The following is a 19028-nucleotide window of genomic DNA, read 5'->3' on the forward strand; positions in this document are numbered from 1 at the left end:
GCAACGATCTCCCTTTAGATGACGCCGGCGGCTTTGAGTTCGGAGAGCTCGGCCGTGTCGATGCCGAGCGCGCCGTAGATGACGGAGTTGTGTTCGCCGAGGCCCGGTGAGGTCTGGACCTCGACCGGGGAGTCGGACAGCTTGATCGGGCAGCCGACCGTCTTGAAGCTGCCGCGCTGCGGGTGCTTGACCTCCACCACCGCGCCGAGCTCGGCGAGCGTCTCGTCCTCGATGAGCTCACGGGTGGACATGATCGGCCCGCACGGCACGTTCAGGGCGTTGAGCTTGTCCATCACCTCGAACTTGGTGTGCTGCTCGGTCCACTGCTCGATCAGCGCGAACATCTTGTCGAGCTTGTCGAGCCGCGCGGCCGGCGTCGCCCAGTCCGGGTCCTCGGCCAGCTCGGGCTTGCCGATCAGGTTGGCGATCGGCGCCCAGCCCGGCGGCTGGACGATCACGTAGATGTAGTCGTTCGGTCCGCCGGGTGCGCAGCGCAGCGCCCAGCCGGGCTGGCCGCCGCCGGACGCGTTCCCGGACCGCGGCACCTCGCCGTTGAAGTTGTCGTTCGGGTACTCGCGCAGCGGCCCGTGCGCCAGCCGCTGCTGGTCGCGCAGCTTGACCCGGGTGAGGTTCAGAACTGCTTCCTGCATGGCCACGGTCACCCGCTGACCCTTGCCGGTGTGCGTCCGCTGGAGCAGCGCGGCGAGGATGCCGGCGACCAGGTGGATGCCGGTGCCCGAGTCACCGATCTGTGCGCCGGTCGCGGTGGGCGGTCCGTCCTCGAACCCCGTCGTACTCATCGCGCCGCCCATCGCCTGGGCGACGACCTCGTACGCCTTGAAGTTCTCGTACCGGCCGGGGCCGAAGCCCTTGATCGACGCGAACACGAGGCCGGGGTTGAGCTCCTGCAGACGCTCCCAGGTGAAGCCCATCCGGTCGATCGCGCCGGGGGCGAAGTTCTCCACCAGGACGTCGGAGTTCTTCACCAGGTCGACGAAGATCTCCTTGCCGCGGTCGGACTTCATGTTCAGCGTGATGCTGCGCTTGTTGCAGTTCAGCATCGTGAAGTAGAGGCTGTCGACGTCCGGGAGGTCGCGCAGCTGCTGACGGGTGATGTCGCCGGTCGGTGCCTCGAGCTTGATCACGTCGGCGCCGAGCCAGGCGAGGAGCTGGGTGCAGGACGGTCCGGACTGCACGTGGGTCATGTCGAGAACACGGACACCCTCGAGGGCCTTCGTCATGGCGGTCCTCCGCTACTTGTACATGGTCTGGTTCATGGTTCCGGGGGCGTAGGCGTCCGGGTCGACCCAGACGTTGATCAGCGACGGCAGCCCCGACTCGCGGGCCCGGAGCAGCGCCGGCCCGATGTCCTTCGGGTCGCGAACTTCTTCGCCGTACCCGCCGAGCATCCGGGCGAACTCGTCGTACTTCACGTCGCCGAGGGTGTTGCCGATCCGGCCGCGGTCCTTGCCGTACTTGGCTTCCTGGCCGTAGCGGATCTGGTTCATCGACGAGTTGTTGCCGACGACACCGACGAACGGAAGCTTGTAGCGGACCAGCGTCTCGAAGTCCCAGCCGGTCAGCGAGAACGCGCCGTCGCCGAACAGTGCGACCACTTCCTTGTCCGGCCGCGCGTACTTCGCCGCGAGCACGAACGGGATGCCGACGCCGAGCGTGCCGAGCGGGCCCGGGTCCATCCAGTGGCCGGGCGACTTCGGCTGTACGACGCCACCGGAGAACGTCACGATGTCGCCGCCGTCGCCGATGTAGATCGAGTCCTCGGTGAGGAACTCGTTGATCTCGTGCGCGAGCCGTAGCGGGTGGATCGGGTTCGCGTCGGACAGCTGCCGCGGCAGCCGCTTCTGGTAGGCCGCGTCCTCCTCGGCCCGCAGCTCCGCGAACCAGGCCTTGCGATCCGTCTTGTGCAGCCGGCCCGACGCGGCCTGCGTGACGGCCGCCAGGATCGCGCCCGGATCGCCCACGAGGCCGAGGTCGATGTCGCGGTTCTTGCCGACGGTGCGGTAGTCCAGGTCGATCTGTACGACGGTGGCGCTCTTCGGGAGCCGGCGCCCGTACCCCATCCGGAAGTCGAACGGCGTGCCGACGATCAGGATCAGGTCCGCGTTGTTGAAGCCGTACCGCCGGGACAGGTGGAAGTGGTGCGGGTCGCCGGGCAGCAGCGTGCCGCGGGCCGAGCCGTTCATGAACGCCGGGATGTCGAGCGTCCGGACGAAGTCGATCGCCGCGTCGCTGCCGCGCGAGGTCCAGACCTGGCTGCCGAGCAGTACGACGGGCTTCTCGGCCCGCACCAGCAGGTCGGCGAGCGCCTCGACACTCGCCGGGTCGCCGATGCTCTTCGTCGAGGCCCGGTAGTGCCCGGCCTCGGGGACGGTCGCGGACTCGACCGGCACCGAGTTGTCCAGGATGTCGCGCGGGATCTCCAGGAACGACGGGCCGGGCGCGCCGTTGTAGCACTCGCGGAACGCCATCGACACCATGTCCGCGGCCCGCGCGGTGTGCGGGACGGTCGCCGCGAACTTGGTGATCGGCGTCATCATGTCGACGTGCGGCAGGTCCTGCAGGGACCCCATCTTGTGCTGGTTCAGTGCGCCCTGGCCGCCGATCAGCAGCATCGGGCTCTCGGCGCGGAACGCGTTCGCGACGCCGGTGACCGCGTCCGTCGTACCGGGCCCGGCGGTGACGACCGCGCAGCCGGGCTTGCCGGTGACCCGTGCGTACCCGTCGGCGGCATGCGCCGCGACCTGCTCGTGCCGCACGTCGACCACCGCGATGCCCTCGTCCACGCAGCCGTCGTAGATGTCGATGATGTGACCGCCGCAGAGCGTGAAGATCACGTCGATCCCCTCGGCCTTCAAGGCCTTCGCGACGAGGTGACCGCCGGAGATGGTCTCCGGCTCCTTGACCACCGCTGTGGGTTGGGTCTCCGACACTGTCTGCGCCATCTGCAGTCAACTCCTCGGAACGGCCGGGATCCGGCTTGATGTAGATTGCATACCGTATGGTGTAGTCGTAGTCTTATCCCAGGGCGTAGTGGTTGTCCAGAGCTCGGCACCAGGAGGCTGTGATGACGATTTCCGACGAACTCGACCGGAGCCGCGCCGCGCTCCTCGCCCTGGAGAAAGCCCTTATGGCGTTGAGAAATCGCGTCGGTCCGCATCTCGACGTACTGCGGCTGCTGGACGATCTGGAGCGGTGTACGACGGACCTTCGGCGCCTCGAACAGCAGGTCCGAGCCCCGCGCCGGCACGAACTGGTGGCGATCCCCGACGACGACTACGACCCCGAGTTCTGGGCAGACGTCGAGCACGAAGGCCTGGGCTGAGTTGCGAGGCACAGCTTCAGCAGGCTTCGCAGGCGTACGTCGCGGTCACCGCTCGCAGTCCGAGCGGTGACCGCGACTGCTTCTGCTGCCTGCTCCGTGGCGACGAACGTGCGGTAGAACGGCTCGCTCCAGCCCAGTCGGCCGAGCGTGGGCAGCCACCAGCGCGCCGCTCCACCAGGATCCTCCTCGGTACCGAGCAGGTGCAGCGCTGTCCGATGGGCCCTCGCCATCCTCCGCCGCTCGTCACCGGTCAGCTCGCCGGTCGCGAGCGCAGTGGAAACACACACTGCGACCAGACGGGCCGATGCCTCGAAGCCAACCCTGCTGGTGTTGATGAAGCGTGGCGCGAGCGGCAGCAGGTGCCGACGACCGGCCGAGCTGCTGTGGTCGTGGGCTGCCCGCGCAACCGCGCTCAGGACGGGATGCACGCACGCGGGGCGGTCCGTCCACGGTTCCCGCGCGAGGCGGGACACCAGTTCCATCACGCACGGATCGGGTCGCCGAACCTTCCCGTAGCCGTTCACTCGCCCGCCACCGGCGTACCGAGCTGGGGCCGCACGGGCAACGCCGGCCGACCGGGTTGTTTGAGGAGGCGCACACTCAGCGCAGTCAGTACGCCGAGCAGACCGGCACCGAGGAACAACGGTCGGTAACCGACCACGGCGATCACGGACGCCGCGACGCCGATGCCGATCAAGCCGCCGGCCGCCTTGGCGGAGTACAGGATGGCCTGGTTCTGCAGCAGACTGTTCTCGCCGAAGAACTCCAGCACGAGGTTGGCCATGATCGCGTAGAACGCACCGCCTCCCAGGCCCGCGAACATCGCGCAGACGACGAACGCCCAGCCGACGTCGACAGCGACCAGTCCGACATGGGCGAAACCCTCGATCATCAGTACGGCGGCCAGCACCCGGCGGCGACCGAACCGATCGGACAGGTGGCCTGCGAACGATCTGCCGAGACCGTTGACTGCGGCAAGCAATCCGGCCGCCGTCGCCGCCGTCGTGAGACCGAGATCGGCGCTCACTCCGTAGCTCACCATGAAGCCGATTCCGAGCAGCGACAACGCCGTACTGATTGCTAGCAGCAACCACATCAGCGGCAGCGCACCGGTCCGCATCGCCTCACCCGGACGGTACTGCCGGACCGCGGGCGCGTTGTGCGGGATGCTGCGGTTCAGCTTGCGGTCGGTGGCCCATACCTGAGCGTCGATCTCCGCAGGCCACCAGTGCCGCGGCGGATCCTTCAGCAGGCCACCGGCGACCAGGACGACCAGCACCGCCACCAGAGCGGTCAGGTCGAACACGGTCGATTGATCCGTCCGCGTCAGCAGGAAGATGCTCGGTACGGCGCCGACCGCGAATCCACCGGTGACGAAGCCGATCGTCGCGGTACGCCGGTCCGGGAACCAGCGCGCCGACGTGGTGATGCACGCGGCGTACACGAGGCCCGCACCGGTGCCGCCGAGGAGCGAGTAACCGACGAGGACCGTCGCGTAGCTGTGCACGTGGGCGAGCATGACGAGGCCGATCGCCGCGAGCACCCCACCGCCCACGACGAGCTGCGTCGGCGTTGCCCGCCGTACCCGATGGGCCCAGGCGGCCGGGATCGCGACGAGTGCTTGGCAGGCGACGAAGACCGCGAGCAGCCAGAGGGTTCGGGCCGCGCCCCACCCCCGATCCGAGGCCAGGCCGAGGGCCGCGGTACCGAACGAGTACTGCAACGGGCTGATCGCGACCATGCAGGCCCAGGCCGCCCAGAGTTGCCAGCGGCGCGAGTGCCCGGTCAGTTCACGGGCGTCCTCGCCGATCCGGTACCGCCGGCCGTAGACATCACGCACATCCCGGGGCGTCACGTGATTCATATCGCCTCCTGACTCTGTTGATACCGCGCATCCGCGCGGTCGTCACGGGGCCTGGACTCCCGGCCTTCCCTCGTCGCTCCGGTCGCTTCGCTCCCTCCGCTCCTCAGTCCAGGCCGGGGGCCCCGTGACTACTGCATACCGTATGAAGTCTGTGGTACTCCTTCCGGCTGCGACCTGTCCAGACCTGAGGCGTCACTCTTGTCGACAGATTGCATACCGCATACAGTCGTCATCACACATTCTTGGAGGCGACGTGGACCTCATGGAGTACCAAGCCAAGGAGTTGTTTGCTCGGCACGGCGTTCCGGTGACGCTGGGGCGGGTGATCGAGGACGCGGCCGACGCCGCGGATGCGGCCCGCGAGCTCGGCGGGCGCGTGGTGGTGAAGGCGCAGGTGAAGACCGGCGGTCGCGGCAAGGCGGGCGGCGTGAAGCTGGCCGCCACCCCGGACGAGGCGCAGGCGAAGGCGGCCGAGATCCTCGGGATGGACATCAAGGGCCACACCGTGCAGCGGGTCCTGCTCGCACCGGCCGCGGACATCGCCGAGGAGTACTACTTCTCGTTCTTGGTCGACCGGGCGAACCGCGAGTACCTGTGTATCGCCAGCACCGAAGGCGGCGTGGAGATCGAGGAGGTCGCGCACACCAACCCGGACGCGATCGCGAAGGTGTCGATCGACCCCGCGATTGGCGTCGACGAGGCGAAGGCCACGGAGATCGTGACGGCTGCCGGGTTCCCGGCCGAGGCGTCCGTGGTGGTGCAGCGGTTGTGGGACGTGTTCATCGCCGAGGACGCCTCGCTGGTCGAGGTGAATCCACTGGTGAAGCTCGGCGACGGATCGCTGGAGGCGCTCGACGGCAAGGTCACGCTCGACGACAACGCGGCGTACCGGCACCCGGATCACATCGGCTTCGACGACAAGGCGGCCGCCGATCCACTCGAGGCCGAGGCGCATGCCAAGGGCCTGAACTACGTGAAGCTGGACGGCTCGGTCGGGATCATCGGCAACGGCGCAGGCTTGGTGATGTCGACACTCGACGTGGTCGCGTACGCGGGTTCGCCGTACGGCGTGAAGCCGGCCAACTTCCTCGACATCGGCGGCGGCGCGTCGGCCGAGGTGATGGCGAACGGGCTCGGGATCATCCTGTCCGACCCGCAGGTGCGCAGCGTCTTCGTGAACGTGTTCGGCGGGATCACCTCGTGCGACGCGGTTTCGAACGGCATCGTGCAGGCACTGGCGCTGCTAGGCGATCAGGCCGACAAGCCGCTGGTCGTCCGGTTGGACGGTAACAACGTCGAGGAAGGCCGGAGGATCCTTGCCAAGGCCAACCATCCGCTGGTGACCGTGGTCGAGACGATGGACGGCGCTGCGGCGCGTGCCGCCGAACTCGCCGCCTAGAAGGGACTGTTCGAGATGGCCATATTCCTGACCGAGAAGAGCCGGGTCGTCGTGCAGGGCATGACCGGGTCCGAGGGACAGAAGCACACCAGCCGGATGCTTGCTGCCGGCACCAATGTCGTCGGCGGCGTCACGCCCGGCAAGGGCGGGCAGTCGGTGGACTTCGCGCGGCGCTCGATCCCGGTGTACGGGTCGTGCGCGGACGCGGTGAAGGCGGCGGACGCGGATGTGTCGGTGGTGTTCGTGCCGCCGCGGTTCACGCGCGGAGCCGTCATCGAGGCCGTCGATGCGGGAATCCCGTTGGTGGTGGTGATCACCGAGGGCGTCCCTGTTCACGACACTGCGGCGTTCTTCGCGCACGCACAGGCCAATGGCACGCGCGTCATCGGGCCCAACTGTCCGGGGATCATCAGCCCCGGGTGCGCCAACGCGGGGATCATTCCCGCCGATATCGCGGGACCCGGCCGGATCGGTCTGGTGTCGAAGTCGGGCACGCTGACGTACCAGATGATGTACGAGCTGCGGGACTTCGGGTTCTCGACCGCGATCGGGATCGGCGGCGACCCGATCATCGGGACCACGCACATCGACGCGCTGCGGGCGTTCCAGGACGACCCGGACACCGACGCGATCGTGATGATCGGTGAGATCGGCGGTGACGCCGAGGAGCGGGCGGCCGCGTTCATCAAGGAGAACGTGACCAAGCCGGTCGTCGGGTACGTCGCGGGCTTCACCGCACCGGAGGGCAAGACGATGGGCCACGCCGGCGCGATCGTCTCGGGCTCGTCGGGTACGGCGGCCGCGAAACAGGAAGCCCTGGAAGCAGCCGGCGTACGCGTCGGCAAAACCCCCACCGAAACCGCCCACCTACTACGCACCACCCTCTCCTCCACCCACCAGCCGGCCTGACCAACCTCCCAGCTGATGGCGGCACGGCTTCTCGCGGCCACGTGATGTGCAAGCTCGACAGGTAGAGCACCGGCGAGACACCGTACACACGGACACGTTCACGCTCAGGTGCACTAGCCGGCCACCCGGCACCTCCTGTCGAACTGCACGTCACACCAAGCCAGCGCCGCCGTGGAACCCTCCAGCTCGGCGCGAGGGGTTGGGATCACCGGAATGGGGTGGAGCGGTGCTGCGGCGGATGATCAGTTCGGTGGGGATTGCTATTGGGGCGTGATGGTCGGTGGCGTGGATCTCGGCGAGGAGGGTGTCGACGCTGCGGCGGCCGATGTCGGCGAAGGTCTGACGGACTGTGGTGAGAGGCGGCCAGAAATGGGCCGCCTCTTCCATGTCGTCGAAGCCGACCACGCTCGTGTCCTCCGGGACCATCCGGCCGTGCTCGTGCAGGGCGCGGAGCAGGCCGAGCGCCATCTGGTCGTTGGCGGCGAAGATCGCCGTCACGGCCTCGTCCGCGGCGAGCCGGCAGCCCGCGTCGTACCCGGCCGCCGACGACCAGTCGCCGATGAGTGGCGGCGGTACGACGCAATCGTGATCGCGGAGCGTCTGCTCCCAGGACCGGCGGCGCTGGTCCGCGGCGAACGACGACGGCGGTCCGCCTAGATGCCACACCGTCCTGTGCCCCAGACCGAGCAGGTGCTCGGTCGCCAGCCGGGCACCCTGCGCCTGGTCGGTGTCGACGACCGGGTGGTCGTAGTGAACTCCTGCATGCACGACCACGACCGGCAGGCCCACGGGCAGTTGTATGTCGTCGAGCACGTGCGCCTCGATCATCATGATGACGCCGTCCACGGCCTGCTCCGCCAGCCTGGTGAACGCGTCCGCCACGGCCTGGCGGCTGACCGCGAGCACCGGCATCAAGTTGACCGAGTAGCCGCGGGCGGTCGCGGCCGTGGCGATCGCGTCGAGGGTCCGCGTCGTACCGAAGGTGGAGAGCTCGAAGACGATCACGCCGATGCTGCGGAACTCGCCGCTGCGCAGGGCGCGGGCGGCGCCGTTGGGTCGGTAGCCGAGTTGGCGCATCGCGTCCTTGACCCGGGCCCGGGTGACCGCGTCGACGTTCTGCCGGCCGTTCGCGACGCGGGACACGGTCTGTCCGGACACCCCGGCCAGTCGCGCCACATCCGCCATCGACGGACCTCGCCGCCGCCTCCCCAAGGTTCCTTCCACCCGGCACCTCCCGTGGTGGAGGAGTTTAGACATGTTTGCGTCAACACGTCGCCGCGCACGGCGAGCCGGACGCACTGGAACAGGTGGGTCCGGCGTCGCTGTTTTGCCGGACCCACCCGGCTTAGACGCCGATCTTGCTGGCTAGTAGGTCGGCTACGGCGTGGACTGCTCGTAGGGTGGGGGCTTTGATGCCGGTCAGGTCGGCGAGTTCGACGACCGCGGCGAGGATGACGTCGAGTTCGAGCGGCTTGTCCTTCTCCAGGTCCTGCAGCATCGAGGTCTTGTGCCCGCCGACGCGTTCGGCGCCGTCGAGCCGTTTCTCCACGGAGATGTCCGGGTGACAGCCGAGCGCCGCGGCGATCTCCAGCGACTCCTCCATCATCAGCCGGACCATCTGCCGGGTGCCCTGATGCGTCGCGATCTCCACCATGGTCGCCCGGGCCAGCGCGCTGATCGGGTTGAACGCCGCGTTCCCGAGCAGCTTGATCCAGATGTCGTTGCGGATGTCGTCCTCGACCGGGCACTTCAGTCCGCCGGCGATCATCGCCGTACTGAAGGCCGTACAGCGCTCCGACTGCCCGCCGCCGGGTTCACCGATCGAGAAGCGGGTGCCTTCCAGGTGCCGTACGACGCCTGGACCTTCGAGTTCGGTCGAGCAGTACACGACGCAGCCGATCGCGCGGTCGAGGTCGAGCACCTGGGTGACGGCGCCACCCGGGTCGACCGATTCGATCCGGCGGCCCTCGTACGGGCCCTTGAGACCGTGGAAGTACCACCAGGGGATGCCGTTCTGCGCCGCGACCACGACCGTGCGGTCGTGCAGCAGCGGCTCGAGCAACGGGCCGGCGTTCGCGTACGAGTTCGCCTTGAGCCCGAGAAAGACGTAGTCGACCGGGCCGATCGCGACCGGGTCGTCCGTGGCCGGTGTCCGGGCCGTGAAGTCACCGCGTGGGCTGAGCACCGTCACGCCGTCCGACCGGATCGCTTCCAGATGCGCGCCGCGGGCAACCAGGTGGACCTCTGTCCCACCACGGTGTAGCGCCGCGCCGACGTACGCACCGATCGCACCGGCGCCGAGAACCGCAACTCTCATAAGGGTCCCTGCCTTCCGGGAGGCTTGTATACCGAATACAGTAGGCTGGAGGCTGAATGCGGTCAAGATCACACTCCGCGGCAAGCGCTCGCCAAAAAAAGTTCGGTGCGCGGCGATGAATCGGGGCCTGCTCGGCGGTATGTACCGGCGTGAATCACTCGACACGAGGAGCAGGAACCATGGGCCACGTCATCGTCACCGGATTCGTCAGCCTCGACGGCATCGTCACCGACCCGGACGGCTCCGGCGGTACCCCGACCGGCGGCTGGGCGTTCCGCCACGGCCCCGAAACCGTCGGCGGCGACAAGTTCCGGCTCGGCGAACTGATGGACAGCGGCGTACTGCTGCTCGGCCGGACCACCTGGGAGCTGTTCAGCCGGCTCTGGCCGAACCGCACCGACGACTTCTCGCTCCGGATGAACAAGATGGCCAAGGTCGTGGCGTCACACTCGCTGACCGACCTGTCGGCCTTCCCCAACTCGACCCTCATGGAGGGCTCACTGACGGACTACGTACGGACCGAGTCGCGGACCATCGCGGTCACCGGCAGTCTCAGCGTGATCCGGGCGCTGCAGGCAGCCGATCTGGTCGACGAGTACCGGCTGATGACCTTCCCGTCGGTCGTCGGCACCGGCGAGAAGCTGTTCGGTCCGTCCGACGCACCCGTCCACTTCCAGCTCGCCTCGGTCGTCCAGACCGGCGCGGCATCGTTGGCGACGTACGTCCGGCCCTAGCAGCCGCCGTACCCGTTCGCGGGTGAGCGCGGGGACCTCCGGCTGAGCGCTCACCCGGACGAGTACGACGTACGGCGTGGCGAGGGGTGGCTGACGACTCATCCAGCGTGCTAGGGTTTTGGCTCGATAGCAGTTTTGCAGTTCCACGTTCGTGTCGAAGCGCCCGCGGATTTGTGATCCGCCGGGCGTTTTGTCGTATCAGGAGAAAATCATGGCTTTGGGAACAGTTAAGTGGTTCAACGGCGAGAAGGGCTTCGGCTTCATCTCCCAGGAGGACGGCGGCGCCGACGTATTCGTGCACTACTCGGCGATCCAGACGCAGGGCTTCCGCTCCCTGGACGAGAACCAGCGGGTCGAGTTCGAGATCGCGCAGGGCCCGAAGGGCCTGCAGGCGGAGAACGTCCGCCCGGTCTGATGCTGTAAACGGCAGACCCGGCTCACGCCGGGTCTGCCGTGTTCCACAGGTACTCGCCGTCTTCCAGTACGTCGGTGCGAGCGAGACCGATCGCGGCCGCGACAGCAGCCGATGCGGTGTGGTCCGGATGTACGTGCGCGATGATCCGGCCGATTCTCTGAGCCCGTAGCCAGGTGACCATCCCCTGGGCGGCCTCCTTCGCGAACCCGCGGCCCTGCCAAGCGGTGCCGATCACCCACGCGATCTCCGCCGTACCGTCGATGACGGTCGCCTGGACGTAGCCGATCAGCGCGACGTCGTACTTGATCACCCAGTTGAGCCACTGCTCGTCCGGACGTCCCGGACCGGCCAGTTGGCGGCGGTAGCGTGCCTCCAGAGCCGCTACGGACGGCGGTTCGCCGCCTGTGAAGGTGTAGAGGGCGGGGTCGGACAGCACCTCTGCCATCGGTTCGGCGTACTCGACCTCGAGCGGCAGCAGGGTGAGGCGGTCCGTGGCGATCACCCGCGCAACGGTAACGCCATTTGCCGTACCGGCAACATGACGTGGGCTTCGTCGGCGGCGAGGACGAGACTGTCGTCATGATCGAGATCGATTGGGCTGGAGAGGCCGGACGGTTGCGCGCGGCGGCCGAGGGCGAGACCGACTGGAACGCGGCAGTGGCTCGCAGTCTGGTGCGGGACGGCGACAAGGTCGTCGCGGACATCGGCTGCGGCGGTGGCGGGATGGCCAAGGCACTGGCCGAGGCGTTGCCCGGCGCGACGGTGGTGGCCATCGATGCGGATCCCGACGTACTGGAGCAGGCGCGGGAGCACACCGCGGGCCTCGTGCGGTGTGAGCTGGCGTCGATGGACGACGGGGCGGAACCGTTGCGCCGGGCAATCGACGCTCCGGCCGACCTGATCTGGGCATCCGCCTCCGTTCACCACGCTGCCGACCAGCAGGCCGCTGTGGACGCATTGGCATCGCTGCTCGCGCCTGGCGGACGGCTCGCGCTCGCTGAGGGCGGGCTGCCCGCGCGGCACCTCCCGTGGGACCTCGGAGTCGGTGAGCCCGGGCTGGAGCTGCGGCTCGACCTGGCCCAGGACCGGTGGTTCAAGGTGATGCGGGACTCACTGCCGCGGTCGGTGCCGATGCCGTACGGGTGGACCGAGGCGCTGACCCGGGCCGGGCTGACCGAGGCGACCACGCGGAGCGTACTGACCGAGGTGCCGGCGCCGTTGCCGCCCGAGCGGCTCGAAGGCGTCGTACGCGCGTTCCGGACGCGGATCGAGCGACTCACCGGCGCCGATCACGGCTCCGATCACGGTCACGGTCACGGTCACGGTCATGGGCACGGTCATGGGCACGTGGTTTCTGACGAGGAATGGCTGGCTCCGGAGGATCTGGACGCCTGGCGGCAGCTGCTGGACCCCTCGAGCGCGCATTACCTCGGGCGGCGCACCGACCTCGCCGTACTGTCCGTCCGCAGCGTCCACCTGGGGCACGCGCCGCGCTGACAAGGCACGCCGTCGCCGCACTGTCGGCCCGCCACCGTAAGGTGGGTGCCCATGAACGACCGGCTGGTGTGGATCGACTGCGAGATGACCGGCCTCGACCTGGCAAACGACGCCCTGATCGAGGTTGCGGTCCTGGTCACCGACTACGAACTGAACGTGCTCGGCGACGGGATCGACCTGGTGATCGCGCCGCCACCGGCCGCGCTCGAACAGATGGGTGACTTCGTCCGCGACATGCACACCGCGTCCGGGCTGCTCGAAGAGCTCGCCAGCGGCATCCCGCTCGCCGACGCCGAGGAACAGGTCCTCGACTTCATCACGTCGTACGTCAAAGAGCCCCGCAAGGCCGCCCTCGCCGGGAACTCCGTCGGCACCGACCGGACCTTCCTGGTCCGCGACATGCCGCGCGTCGAATCCCACCTGCACTACCGCAACGTCGACGTCAGCTCGATCAAGGAGCTGGTACGCCGCTGGTACCCGCGCGTGTACTACGCGACGCCGGCCAAGACCGGCAACCACCGCGCCCTCGCCGACATCACCGAAAGCATCTCCGAGCTGCGGTACTACCGGGAGACCGTGTTCGTCCCGCAGCCCGGCCCCGACTCCAGCACCGCCCGGGCCGCCGCCAGCCTCGTCGCAGCACCCGCCGAGGACAGCACAACCGGCGCCTGACCTGCGGATCCGCCCTCGATTTCTGGTCCGGACAGTTCGTCGCTATGATTGCTCAGCCGTCGCGGTTCGGACGGCAATGGTGGGTGTAGCTCAGCTGGTAGAGCACCTGGTTGTGGTCCAGGTGGTCGCGGGTTCGAGTCCCGTCACTCACCCGATGGCCGGCCATGCCCGCGGAGAGCGCGGGCCTGGTCGGCTTCGTCATTTTGTGCGGCTGCGCTTCGCTTGCCGCCGGCGGGGGCTCCGCCACCCGCACCCCCTTTCGCCTTCGCTTCGCTCGGCTTCGGTGGTTCAGTTCGGCGGTTCGCTCGGCTTCGGTGGTTCAGTTCGGCGGTTCGCTCGGCTTCGGTGGTTCAGTTCGGCGGTTCGCTCGGGTGCGGGGGTTCAGTTCGGCGGCTCGCTCGGGTGCGGGGTTGGGTTGGGCGGTTCGCTCGGGTGCGGTGGTCCAGTTCGCCTGTAGGTGATAGCTCGCGTGGGAGGATGTTCTGGTGAAGTTGAGCGGGAGCGCGTGGTTTGGGTATGCGGTCGTTGTACTTGTGACGTTTGTGGTGGGGGTCTTGGCGTTCTCGGTTTGGGTTCTTTCGAAGGTGTTCTGAGTTGGGTGTGATCTGAGCGTCTCCTCAGTGCGTCTCTTGTGGCAGAGGCGCCTACAGGAGGTGTGGATGGGTACGACTGAGGACTTCGAGGAGTTCGCGCGGGTGCAGATACCGCGGCTGTACCGGACTGCTTGGTTGCTGGCTGGGGATCGGCATCATGCTGAGGATCTGGTGCAGGAGACGCTCGCGAATCTGCTGAAGGTCTGGCAGCGGATCGACAGTCCTGCTGCTTATGCGCGGACTGCTCTGGTGCGGACGTACATCTCGCAGCGGCGGCGTAAGAGCTGGTCGGAGCGGCCTACCGCTGAGCTGCCGGAGACTGCCGAGCGGGTCGGGGATCCGGAGCTGCGGATGGCTTTGCAGAGTGCCCTGGCGGAGCTGGCGCCGTTGGATCGGGCCGTGTTGGTGCTGCGGTTCTTCGAAGATCGCAGCGTCGAGCAGGTGGCGCTCGATCTTGGCAAGAAGACCAGTGCGATCACCACTCGCACCGCCCGCGCCCTGGACCGTCTGCGGGCGGTTCTCGGTGACGGTGCCGACCAGTTGATCGCGCTCTGAGCCTGAGGAGAATCATGAACACCCAACTCACCGATTTGATGCACCGGGCCACCGAGAACCTCGAGCCGGTCACACCCGATCTGCTGGAACGCAGCGTTGCGCAGGGGCTGCGGCTGCGCCGTCGGCGTACGGCGATCGCCACGGCCTCCGGTGCTGGGGCCGTGCTGGCCACCGCGGGGCTGATCGCGGGCGGGATCCAGCTGGCCGGCTCCCCCACGAACGCCGCGGTCGCCGGTTCGCCCGTGCCGACCGCCAAGCCCTCGGCAAAGCCGTCGGCCAAGGTCACCCCGACGGCCAAGCCCGCGGGGGTGAACCTGAAGCAGACGCTGGCGACGCTGAAGGGGCTGGTCGCGGCGCCTGGCCGGACCTTCTCGAACCCCGAGACCTGGGGCGAGGGCGACTTCGCAGGTGCGGCGTACGTCGTCAATGACGGTCACGGCGCCGCCCGCGTCGACGTACTGCTCTCTGGCGGCGGCGAGCAGAACCCGTGCGTCCCCAAGCGCGCGGGGTGCAGCACACTGCCTGATGGGTCGGTCCTCTACGTCTCCAAGGAGTCGCCCGTGTACTCCGACAGCCGTCAGGCGGAGTACGGCGTCGTCAGCAACTACGTGGTCCTGTTCCGTCGCGACGGCCGCAACATCAACCTCACCAGCTACAACGGCCCGGCGGAGAAGGGCAAGCAGCACACCCGCCCCAAGCCCCTCCTCTCTGTCGAGGACCTCTCGGCCCTCGCGAAGAGCAAGGCCTGGAAACTCCCTCCGGTCTCCCCCTCGAAGGGCATGAAGTAGAGGTGCGATGAGCCCATCGCGTCCCCTCGTCGGAGGGACGCGGTGGGCTCGCTATTTCGCCGCGAGTACGCCGTGGGTTACCAGCTCGACGCCGATAGCGAGCGTCAGAAAGCCGATGATGCGGCTCAGGGCGCCCAGGCCCGTGGGGCCGAGCTTGTCGACGAGCGGCGTACCGAAGCGCAACAGGGCCGCCACAAGAGCGGCAATCACGACCGACGCCACGATCACGCTCAGCCGGTTGGTGATCCCGGGGTGCCGTGCGGTCAGGGCGATCACCACGCCGATCGCGCCCGGTCCGGCGATCAGCGGCAATGCCATCGGCGAGAACGACACGTCCGGCTTGATCGACCCGTGCGTCTTCTCGTCCTCGGTCAGGGTCTGCCGGGCCACGATCATCCCGAAGCCGGAATGCGCGACCACCAGACCGCCGGCGATCTGCAGCGCGGGCAGACCGATGCCCAGCCCTTCCAGCACGAGCGTGCCGAACAGGGCGAAGACGGTCAGGATCGCCAGGACGTAGACGCCGGTCATCACCGCCTGGCGCTTCATCGCGGCGCGGTCGACGCCCTCCGTCAGACCTGCGAAGGTGGCCAGCGCGCCGATCGGGTTCATGATCGGCAACAATGCAGCCAACGCCGAAACCGCAACGTGTACGGGCTCCACGGTCGGGAGCGTACACGGCTCAGAGAGGACCCGCCGTGCGCCACGAGGTGACTGCCGCCGACACCGCACTCGCTGTGGGCAGCGGCGACGTCGAGGTCCTCGCGACCCCCCGCCTGATCACCTGGCTGGAGTACACGACTGCCCAGCTAGCTCTGAGCGCGCTCGGTCCCGGCCAGACGTCGGTCGGTACGTCGGTACGCGTCCGCCACCGGTTGCCGACCCGGGTCGGCGACACCGTGGACGTCGTCGCGGACGGTCCCGAGGTGGACGGCCGCCATCTGCGCTTCCAGGTCCGCGCCACCAATTCGGCCGGGCAACTGATCGCGGACGGCGAGCTCGAACGCGTCGTGGTCGACCGCGAACGCTTCCTCGCGAACGTGCCCTAGACGGGTCGCTCGACGTACCAGCGCGGTAGCTCGCCGGGCTCGAGGCTCGTCGGGTCACCGGGGCGGGAGAGTGTGAGGATCGCCTGCTGGATCTCCGGGCGGGCGTTCAGCGCGTCCTCGATCGCGTACAGGCGGGCGGCGACCTCGGACTCGACGTCGTTGCCCACGACGTCGACCGCGGCGACCAGGAAGATCCGGTCGGCGCCGACCCACTCCATGTGCAGGAAGCTGATGCGCTCAATGTCCTGGTGCGCGAGCAGCGCGCGGAGGACCCGGTTCCGGGCCAGCGGCGTGACCGCCTCACCGGTCAGGAAGTCCATGTTCCGGCCGATCAGGAACAGCGCGACACAACCGAGCAGGATCCCGACCACGATCGAGCCGATCGCGTCCCAGACCGCGTTACCGGTCAGTTGGTGCAGCAGGATCGCCAGCGCCGCGATCAGGATGCCGATCAGCGCGGACAGGTCCTCGACGAACACCGCCCGGAGCACCGGGTTTGACGTCAGCCGCACGTACCGCCACGGGCGCAGCATCCGCTCCAGCGCACCCGCCTTGGTCTGCCGCAGCGCCTGCGCGAACGAGATCCCCTCGAGCACGAACGAGACCCCGAGCACGGCGTACGCCCAGCCGTACGACGTACCTTCTGCATCCCCGTGCTGCAGCGACTGGATGCCGTGCCACACCGAGACCGCGGCGCCGACCGTGAACAGCCCGAACGCGGCGAACATCGACCAGATGTACCCGACCCGCCCGTACCCGAGCGGATGCGACTGATCGGCCGGCTTCCGCGCCCTCCGCTCCCCCACCAGCAGGAACACCTCGTTGCCGGTGTCGGCCCAGGAGTGCGCCGCCTCCGCCGTCATCGAAGCAGACCCGGTGATCACGGCGACCACGGTCTTGGCGAGGGCGATCAGCAGGTTCGCCGCGAGCGCGACCAGCACTGTCAGAAGGCTCTCGCCCCCGGATGCGTCGTCCTCCGAGCTGCTCACAGTCAGACCTTACTCAGCTGACCGGCCGGATGATGCGCTGTTCGATCGCGCGTGCCACGGCCGCCGCTCTGGTGTCCACCTCCAGCTTCGAGTAGATGTGCGCCAGGTGGGACTTGATCGTCGCCTCACTGACATAGAGCTTCTTGGCCAGGTCGCGGTTCGACCTGCCGGTGGCGAGCAGGCCGAGGATCTCGACCTCGCGCTCGGTCAGCGTCGGGCCGGATCGTCGTACCAGCCGTGCGGCGACGGCCGGGGCGAGTACTGTCTCGCCGCGGGCGGTGCCGCGGATCGCGCGGAAGAGGTCCTCCGGCGGCGCGTCCTTCAGCAGGTAGCCGGAGGCCCCCGCGTCGATCGCGCTCATGATGTCGGCCTCGGTGTCGTACGTCGTCAGCACCAGCACGTACAGCGGCTCGGCCAAAGCGCGCAGGCGCGCGGTGACCTCGGCCCCGCCGGCGCCGGGCCCGAGGTTGAGATCCATCAGAACGACGTCCGGGTGCAGGGCCGCGACGAGCTGCTGGGCACTGTGCGCGTCGGATGCCTCGCCGACGACGGTCAGGTCGTCCTGCCCTTCGAGCAGCGCCCGAACTCCCGCGCGCACCACGGGATGATCGTCGACCAGAGCAACCCGGATCACGGGCGCTCCGGTGTCGTTGGCGGCGCCATCGTTGGCAGCGGGATCGATGCGGCCAGCGCCGTACCGTCTCCCGGTTCACTCTCCAGCACCAGCGTTCCTCCCAGTTGTCTCAGCCGTTCCCGGATTCCGGCCAGTCCGTGGCCGCGGTCGGAATCGATCTTGACATGAGATCGCGGAAGTCCCCGGCCGTTATCCACAACGTCGAGAACCACCGCGTCCGGGTGGTAGGTGAGTGTCACCACGGCCGCTTTCGCGTGCGCGTGTTCGAGGACATTGGCGAGGGCGCCGCGGGCCGTGCGGAGCAGTGCTGTCTCCACCTCCGAGTCGAGCGTGACCGGCGTTCCGTGCACCTGCACGTTGACCTTGATGTCTGTGTGGGCCATCAAACGCTCACACGTCTTGCGGAGCGCTTCCGGTAGACCACCAGCGAGCTCTGCCGGTGCCAGGTCGCGGACCACCCTCCTGGCCTCGTCGAGTCCGTCGCGTGCCGTAGCAGCAGCCTGAGCTGCGTGCTCGCGTGCAGCGGCCGGTCTGTCGTCCCACTCGCGTTCTGCGGCCTGCAGCAGCAGGTTGATGCTCGACAGGCCCTGCGCCACGCTGTCGTGGATCTCGCGCGACAGCCGCGCCCGCTCGGCCATGACACCGGCCTGGTGCTGTGCGTCGGCCAGATCGCCCTGTGCTGCGTGCAGCTCGTCCAGCAGCGCCTGTCTGGCCAGTGCGTCCCGCTCCAGCGCTCGATAGGCGCCCACGGCAAGCACTGCGACGCAGACCGGGCCCAGCACGATCGTCGGGTCCAGGCGGTCGGTCATCCGGGTCCACTGCACCACGGTGACCACCACCATGCCCGCAACGACCACACAGGCCGGCCGGAACGACAGGATGCGCAGGGCAACAAAAGACAGTGGCACCGCGCACCAAGCGAACGACGGCGCCAGTAACACCAGCACACACCACTCCACGACCAGCAACGCCAGCCAGACCCGGCTGGGCAGCACCCTGTAGGCGGCGTACGTCGCCAGCAGGACCACTGCCCCGACCAGCACCCACGGTCCGCGGTCGTCGAACCCGTGACCGGTGAGGTACCGGACCACCGACGCCAGCACGAGAACCACCAGGGCCGCGTGCAGTGCGGTCACCAGCCGGGTCGCATGACTCAGGATCGACGGGGTGTGTGCAGTAGACATGTTCAGTTGATCGTAGGCGGCGTAGACCCGGTTCCGAATCATCCGTTCGGCTATGGATTGGTGGCCGAACACCCGTCGTACCGACA

At 68.3% G+C, this 19028-nt stretch carries 21 protein-coding genes and 1 tRNA gene; 11 read left to right on the forward strand and 11 right to left on the reverse strand.

Going from position 1 to position 19028, the window contains the following annotated elements:
- Positions 1 to 14 precede the first annotated feature (14 nt).
- Both frc and EV647_RS08560 read right to left on the reverse strand, forming a co-directional pair.
- Complete coding sequence (frc, locus tag EV647_RS08555; RefSeq protein WP_134000727.1) at positions 15 to 1241, reverse strand: formyl-CoA transferase; 1227 nt, start codon at positions 1239 to 1241, stop codon at positions 15 to 17.
- A gap of 12 nt (positions 1242 to 1253) precedes the next feature.
- Complete coding sequence (locus EV647_RS08560; RefSeq protein WP_134000729.1) at positions 1254 to 2963, reverse strand: thiamine pyrophosphate-binding protein; 1710 nt, start codon at positions 2961 to 2963, stop codon at positions 1254 to 1256.
- A 122-nt stretch (positions 2964 to 3085) separates the two neighbouring features.
- Here EV647_RS08560 and EV647_RS08565 point away from each other — a divergent pair, with 122 nt between their 5' ends.
- Positions 3086 to 3343, forward strand: coding sequence for a hypothetical protein (locus EV647_RS08565; protein ID WP_134000731.1), 258 nt, complete (start codon positions 3086 to 3088; stop codon positions 3341 to 3343).
- Here the strand turns inward: EV647_RS08565 and EV647_RS08570 are convergent.
- Complete coding sequence (locus EV647_RS08570) at positions 3295 to 3825, reverse strand: hypothetical protein (protein ID WP_134000734.1); 531 nt, start codon at positions 3823 to 3825, stop codon at positions 3295 to 3297. The two genes, EV647_RS08565 and EV647_RS08570, sit on opposite strands and share 49 nt — an antisense overlap.
- Before the next feature lie 38 nt (positions 3826 to 3863).
- A complete protein-coding gene (locus EV647_RS08575) occupies positions 3864 to 5207 on the reverse strand; it encodes an MFS transporter (protein WP_134000736.1) in 1344 nt (447 codons plus the stop codon).
- 253 nt (positions 5208 to 5460) lie between these two features.
- Here EV647_RS08575 and sucC point away from each other — a divergent pair, with 253 nt between their 5' ends.
- The gene (gene sucC, locus EV647_RS08580; protein ID WP_134000738.1) at positions 5461 to 6606 is read left to right on the forward strand and encodes an ADP-forming succinate--CoA ligase subunit beta; all 1146 of its coding nucleotides are present in this window, start codon (positions 5461 to 5463) and stop codon (positions 6604 to 6606) included.
- Between the two features lie 15 nt (positions 6607 to 6621).
- Positions 6622 to 7515, forward strand: coding sequence for a succinate--CoA ligase subunit alpha (gene sucD, locus EV647_RS08585; protein ID WP_134000740.1), 894 nt, complete (start codon positions 6622 to 6624; stop codon positions 7513 to 7515).
- A gap of 150 nt (positions 7516 to 7665) precedes the next feature.
- Here sucD and EV647_RS08590 read toward each other — a convergent pair whose 3' ends face one another.
- Both EV647_RS08590 and EV647_RS08595 read right to left on the reverse strand, forming a co-directional pair.
- Positions 7666 to 8700, reverse strand: coding sequence for a LacI family DNA-binding transcriptional regulator (locus EV647_RS08590; protein ID WP_134000742.1), 1035 nt, complete (start codon positions 8698 to 8700; stop codon positions 7666 to 7668).
- 160 nt (positions 8701 to 8860) lie between these two features.
- Complete coding sequence (locus tag EV647_RS08595) at positions 8861 to 9832, reverse strand: 2-dehydropantoate 2-reductase (protein WP_134000744.1); 972 nt, start codon at positions 9830 to 9832, stop codon at positions 8861 to 8863.
- Positions 9833 to 10011: 179 nt separating this feature from the next.
- On the opposite strand from EV647_RS08595, the gene EV647_RS08600 reads away from it, so the two are divergent.
- Both EV647_RS08600 and EV647_RS08605 read left to right on the forward strand, forming a co-directional pair.
- Positions 10012 to 10566 (forward strand): dihydrofolate reductase family protein, encoded by a 555-nt coding sequence (locus EV647_RS08600; protein ID WP_134000746.1) that lies wholly within the window; start codon positions 10012 to 10014, stop codon positions 10564 to 10566.
- A gap of 211 nt (positions 10567 to 10777) precedes the next feature.
- On the forward strand, positions 10778 to 10981 hold the full coding sequence (locus EV647_RS08605; RefSeq protein WP_130381366.1) for a cold-shock protein: 204 nt from the start codon (positions 10778 to 10780) through the stop codon (positions 10979 to 10981).
- 22 nt (positions 10982 to 11003) lie between these two features.
- Here the strand turns inward: EV647_RS08605 and EV647_RS08610 are convergent, their stop codons facing one another.
- A complete protein-coding gene (locus EV647_RS08610; protein ID WP_238177103.1) occupies positions 11004 to 11483 on the reverse strand; it encodes a GNAT family N-acetyltransferase in 480 nt (159 codons plus the stop codon).
- A gap of 77 nt (positions 11484 to 11560) precedes the next feature.
- Between EV647_RS08610 and EV647_RS08615 the strand changes: the two genes are divergently transcribed.
- The 5 genes from EV647_RS08615 (at position 11561) to EV647_RS08635 (ending at position 15086) form a co-directional block, all read left to right on the forward strand.
- On the forward strand, positions 11561 to 12478 hold the full coding sequence (locus EV647_RS08615) for a trans-aconitate 2-methyltransferase (RefSeq protein ID WP_134000748.1): 918 nt from the start codon (positions 11561 to 11563) through the stop codon (positions 12476 to 12478).
- Between the two features lie 51 nt (positions 12479 to 12529).
- The gene (gene orn / locus EV647_RS08620; protein ID WP_134000750.1) at positions 12530 to 13150 is read left to right on the forward strand and encodes an oligoribonuclease; all 621 of its coding nucleotides are present in this window, start codon (positions 12530 to 12532) and stop codon (positions 13148 to 13150) included.
- A 79-nt stretch (positions 13151 to 13229) separates the two neighbouring features.
- A tRNA-His gene (locus EV647_RS08625) sits at positions 13230 to 13302 on the forward strand.
- A 507-nt stretch (positions 13303 to 13809) separates the two neighbouring features.
- Positions 13810 to 14298: a SigE family RNA polymerase sigma factor gene (locus tag EV647_RS08630; RefSeq protein ID WP_134000752.1), complete on the forward strand. Its 489-nt coding sequence runs from the start codon at positions 13810 to 13812 to the stop codon at positions 14296 to 14298.
- Between the two features lie 14 nt (positions 14299 to 14312).
- Complete coding sequence (locus EV647_RS08635; RefSeq protein ID WP_134000754.1) at positions 14313 to 15086, forward strand: hypothetical protein; 774 nt, start codon at positions 14313 to 14315, stop codon at positions 15084 to 15086.
- Positions 15087 to 15137: 51 nt separating this feature from the next.
- Here the strand turns inward: EV647_RS08635 and EV647_RS08640 are convergent, their stop codons facing one another.
- Positions 15138 to 15749 (reverse strand): MarC family protein, encoded by a 612-nt coding sequence (locus EV647_RS08640; RefSeq protein WP_238175223.1) that lies wholly within the window; start codon positions 15747 to 15749, stop codon positions 15138 to 15140.
- Positions 15750 to 15784: 35 nt separating this feature from the next.
- Between EV647_RS08640 and EV647_RS08645 the strand changes: the two genes are divergently transcribed.
- Positions 15785 to 16135, forward strand: a complete 351-nt coding sequence (locus EV647_RS08645) for a thioesterase family protein (RefSeq protein WP_134000756.1) — start codon at positions 15785 to 15787, stop codon at positions 16133 to 16135.
- Here the strand turns inward: EV647_RS08645 and EV647_RS08650 are convergent.
- The 3 genes from EV647_RS08650 to EV647_RS08660 are packed head-to-tail and all read right to left on the reverse strand — an operon-like array spanning position 16132 to position 18942.
- Positions 16132 to 17124 carry a cation diffusion facilitator family transporter gene (locus EV647_RS08650; RefSeq protein WP_202876078.1) on the reverse strand — a complete coding sequence of 331 codons (993 nt, stop codon included), beginning with the start codon at positions 17122 to 17124 and terminating at the stop codon, positions 16132 to 16134. The two genes, EV647_RS08645 and EV647_RS08650, sit on opposite strands and share 4 nt — an antisense overlap.
- A gap of 13 nt (positions 17125 to 17137) precedes the next feature.
- A complete protein-coding gene (locus EV647_RS08655; RefSeq protein ID WP_134000758.1) occupies positions 17138 to 17758 on the reverse strand; it encodes a response regulator transcription factor in 621 nt (206 codons plus the stop codon).
- On the reverse strand, positions 17755 to 18942 hold the full coding sequence (locus EV647_RS08660; RefSeq protein ID WP_238177104.1) for a sensor histidine kinase: 1188 nt from the start codon (positions 18940 to 18942) through the stop codon (positions 17755 to 17757). Before EV647_RS08660 ends, EV647_RS08655 begins: the two co-directional genes overlap by 4 nt.
- Positions 18943 to 19028 lie beyond the last annotated feature (86 nt).

The sequence above is a fragment of the Kribbella sp. VKM Ac-2566 genome (genome assembly GCF_004366005.1).
Classification (GTDB): domain Bacteria; phylum Actinomycetota; class Actinomycetes; order Propionibacteriales; family Kribbellaceae; genus Kribbella; species Kribbella pratensis.

Coding starts and splice junctions, on each gene's coding strand:
- frc (WP_134000727.1), bottom strand. CDS start 1,241: ATGACGAAGGCCCTCGAGGGTGTCCGTGTTCTCGACATGACCCACGTG.
- EV647_RS08560 (WP_134000729.1), bottom strand. CDS start 2,963: ATGGCGCAGACAGTGTCGGAGACCCAACCCACAGCGGTGGTCAAGGAG.
- EV647_RS08565 (WP_134000731.1), top strand. CDS start 3,086: ATGACGATTTCCGACGAACTCGACCGGAGCCGCGCCGCGCTCCTCGCC.
- EV647_RS08570 (WP_134000734.1), bottom strand. CDS start 3,825: ATGGAACTGGTGTCCCGCCTCGCGCGGGAACCGTGGACGGACCGCCCC.
- EV647_RS08575 (WP_134000736.1), bottom strand. CDS start 5,207: ATGAATCACGTGACGCCCCGGGATGTGCGTGATGTCTACGGCCGGCGG.
- sucD (WP_134000740.1), top strand. CDS start 6,622: ATGGCCATATTCCTGACCGAGAAGAGCCGGGTCGTCGTGCAGGGCATG.
- EV647_RS08590 (WP_134000742.1), bottom strand. CDS start 8,700: ATGGCGGATGTGGCGCGACTGGCCGGGGTGTCCGGACAGACCGTGTCC.
- EV647_RS08595 (WP_134000744.1), bottom strand. CDS start 9,832: ATGAGAGTTGCGGTTCTCGGCGCCGGTGCGATCGGTGCGTACGTCGGC.
- EV647_RS08600 (WP_134000746.1), top strand. CDS start 10,012: ATGGGCCACGTCATCGTCACCGGATTCGTCAGCCTCGACGGCATCGTC.
- EV647_RS08605 (WP_130381366.1), top strand. CDS start 10,778: ATGGCTTTGGGAACAGTTAAGTGGTTCAACGGCGAGAAGGGCTTCGGC.
- EV647_RS08615 (WP_134000748.1), top strand. CDS start 11,561: ATGATCGAGATCGATTGGGCTGGAGAGGCCGGACGGTTGCGCGCGGCG.
- orn (WP_134000750.1), top strand. CDS start 12,530: ATGAACGACCGGCTGGTGTGGATCGACTGCGAGATGACCGGCCTCGAC.
- EV647_RS08630 (WP_134000752.1), top strand. CDS start 13,810: ATGGGTACGACTGAGGACTTCGAGGAGTTCGCGCGGGTGCAGATACCG.
- EV647_RS08635 (WP_134000754.1), top strand. CDS start 14,313: ATGAACACCCAACTCACCGATTTGATGCACCGGGCCACCGAGAACCTC.
- EV647_RS08660 (WP_238177104.1), bottom strand. CDS start 18,942: ATGTCTACTGCACACACCCCGTCGATCCTGAGTCATGCGACCCGGCTG.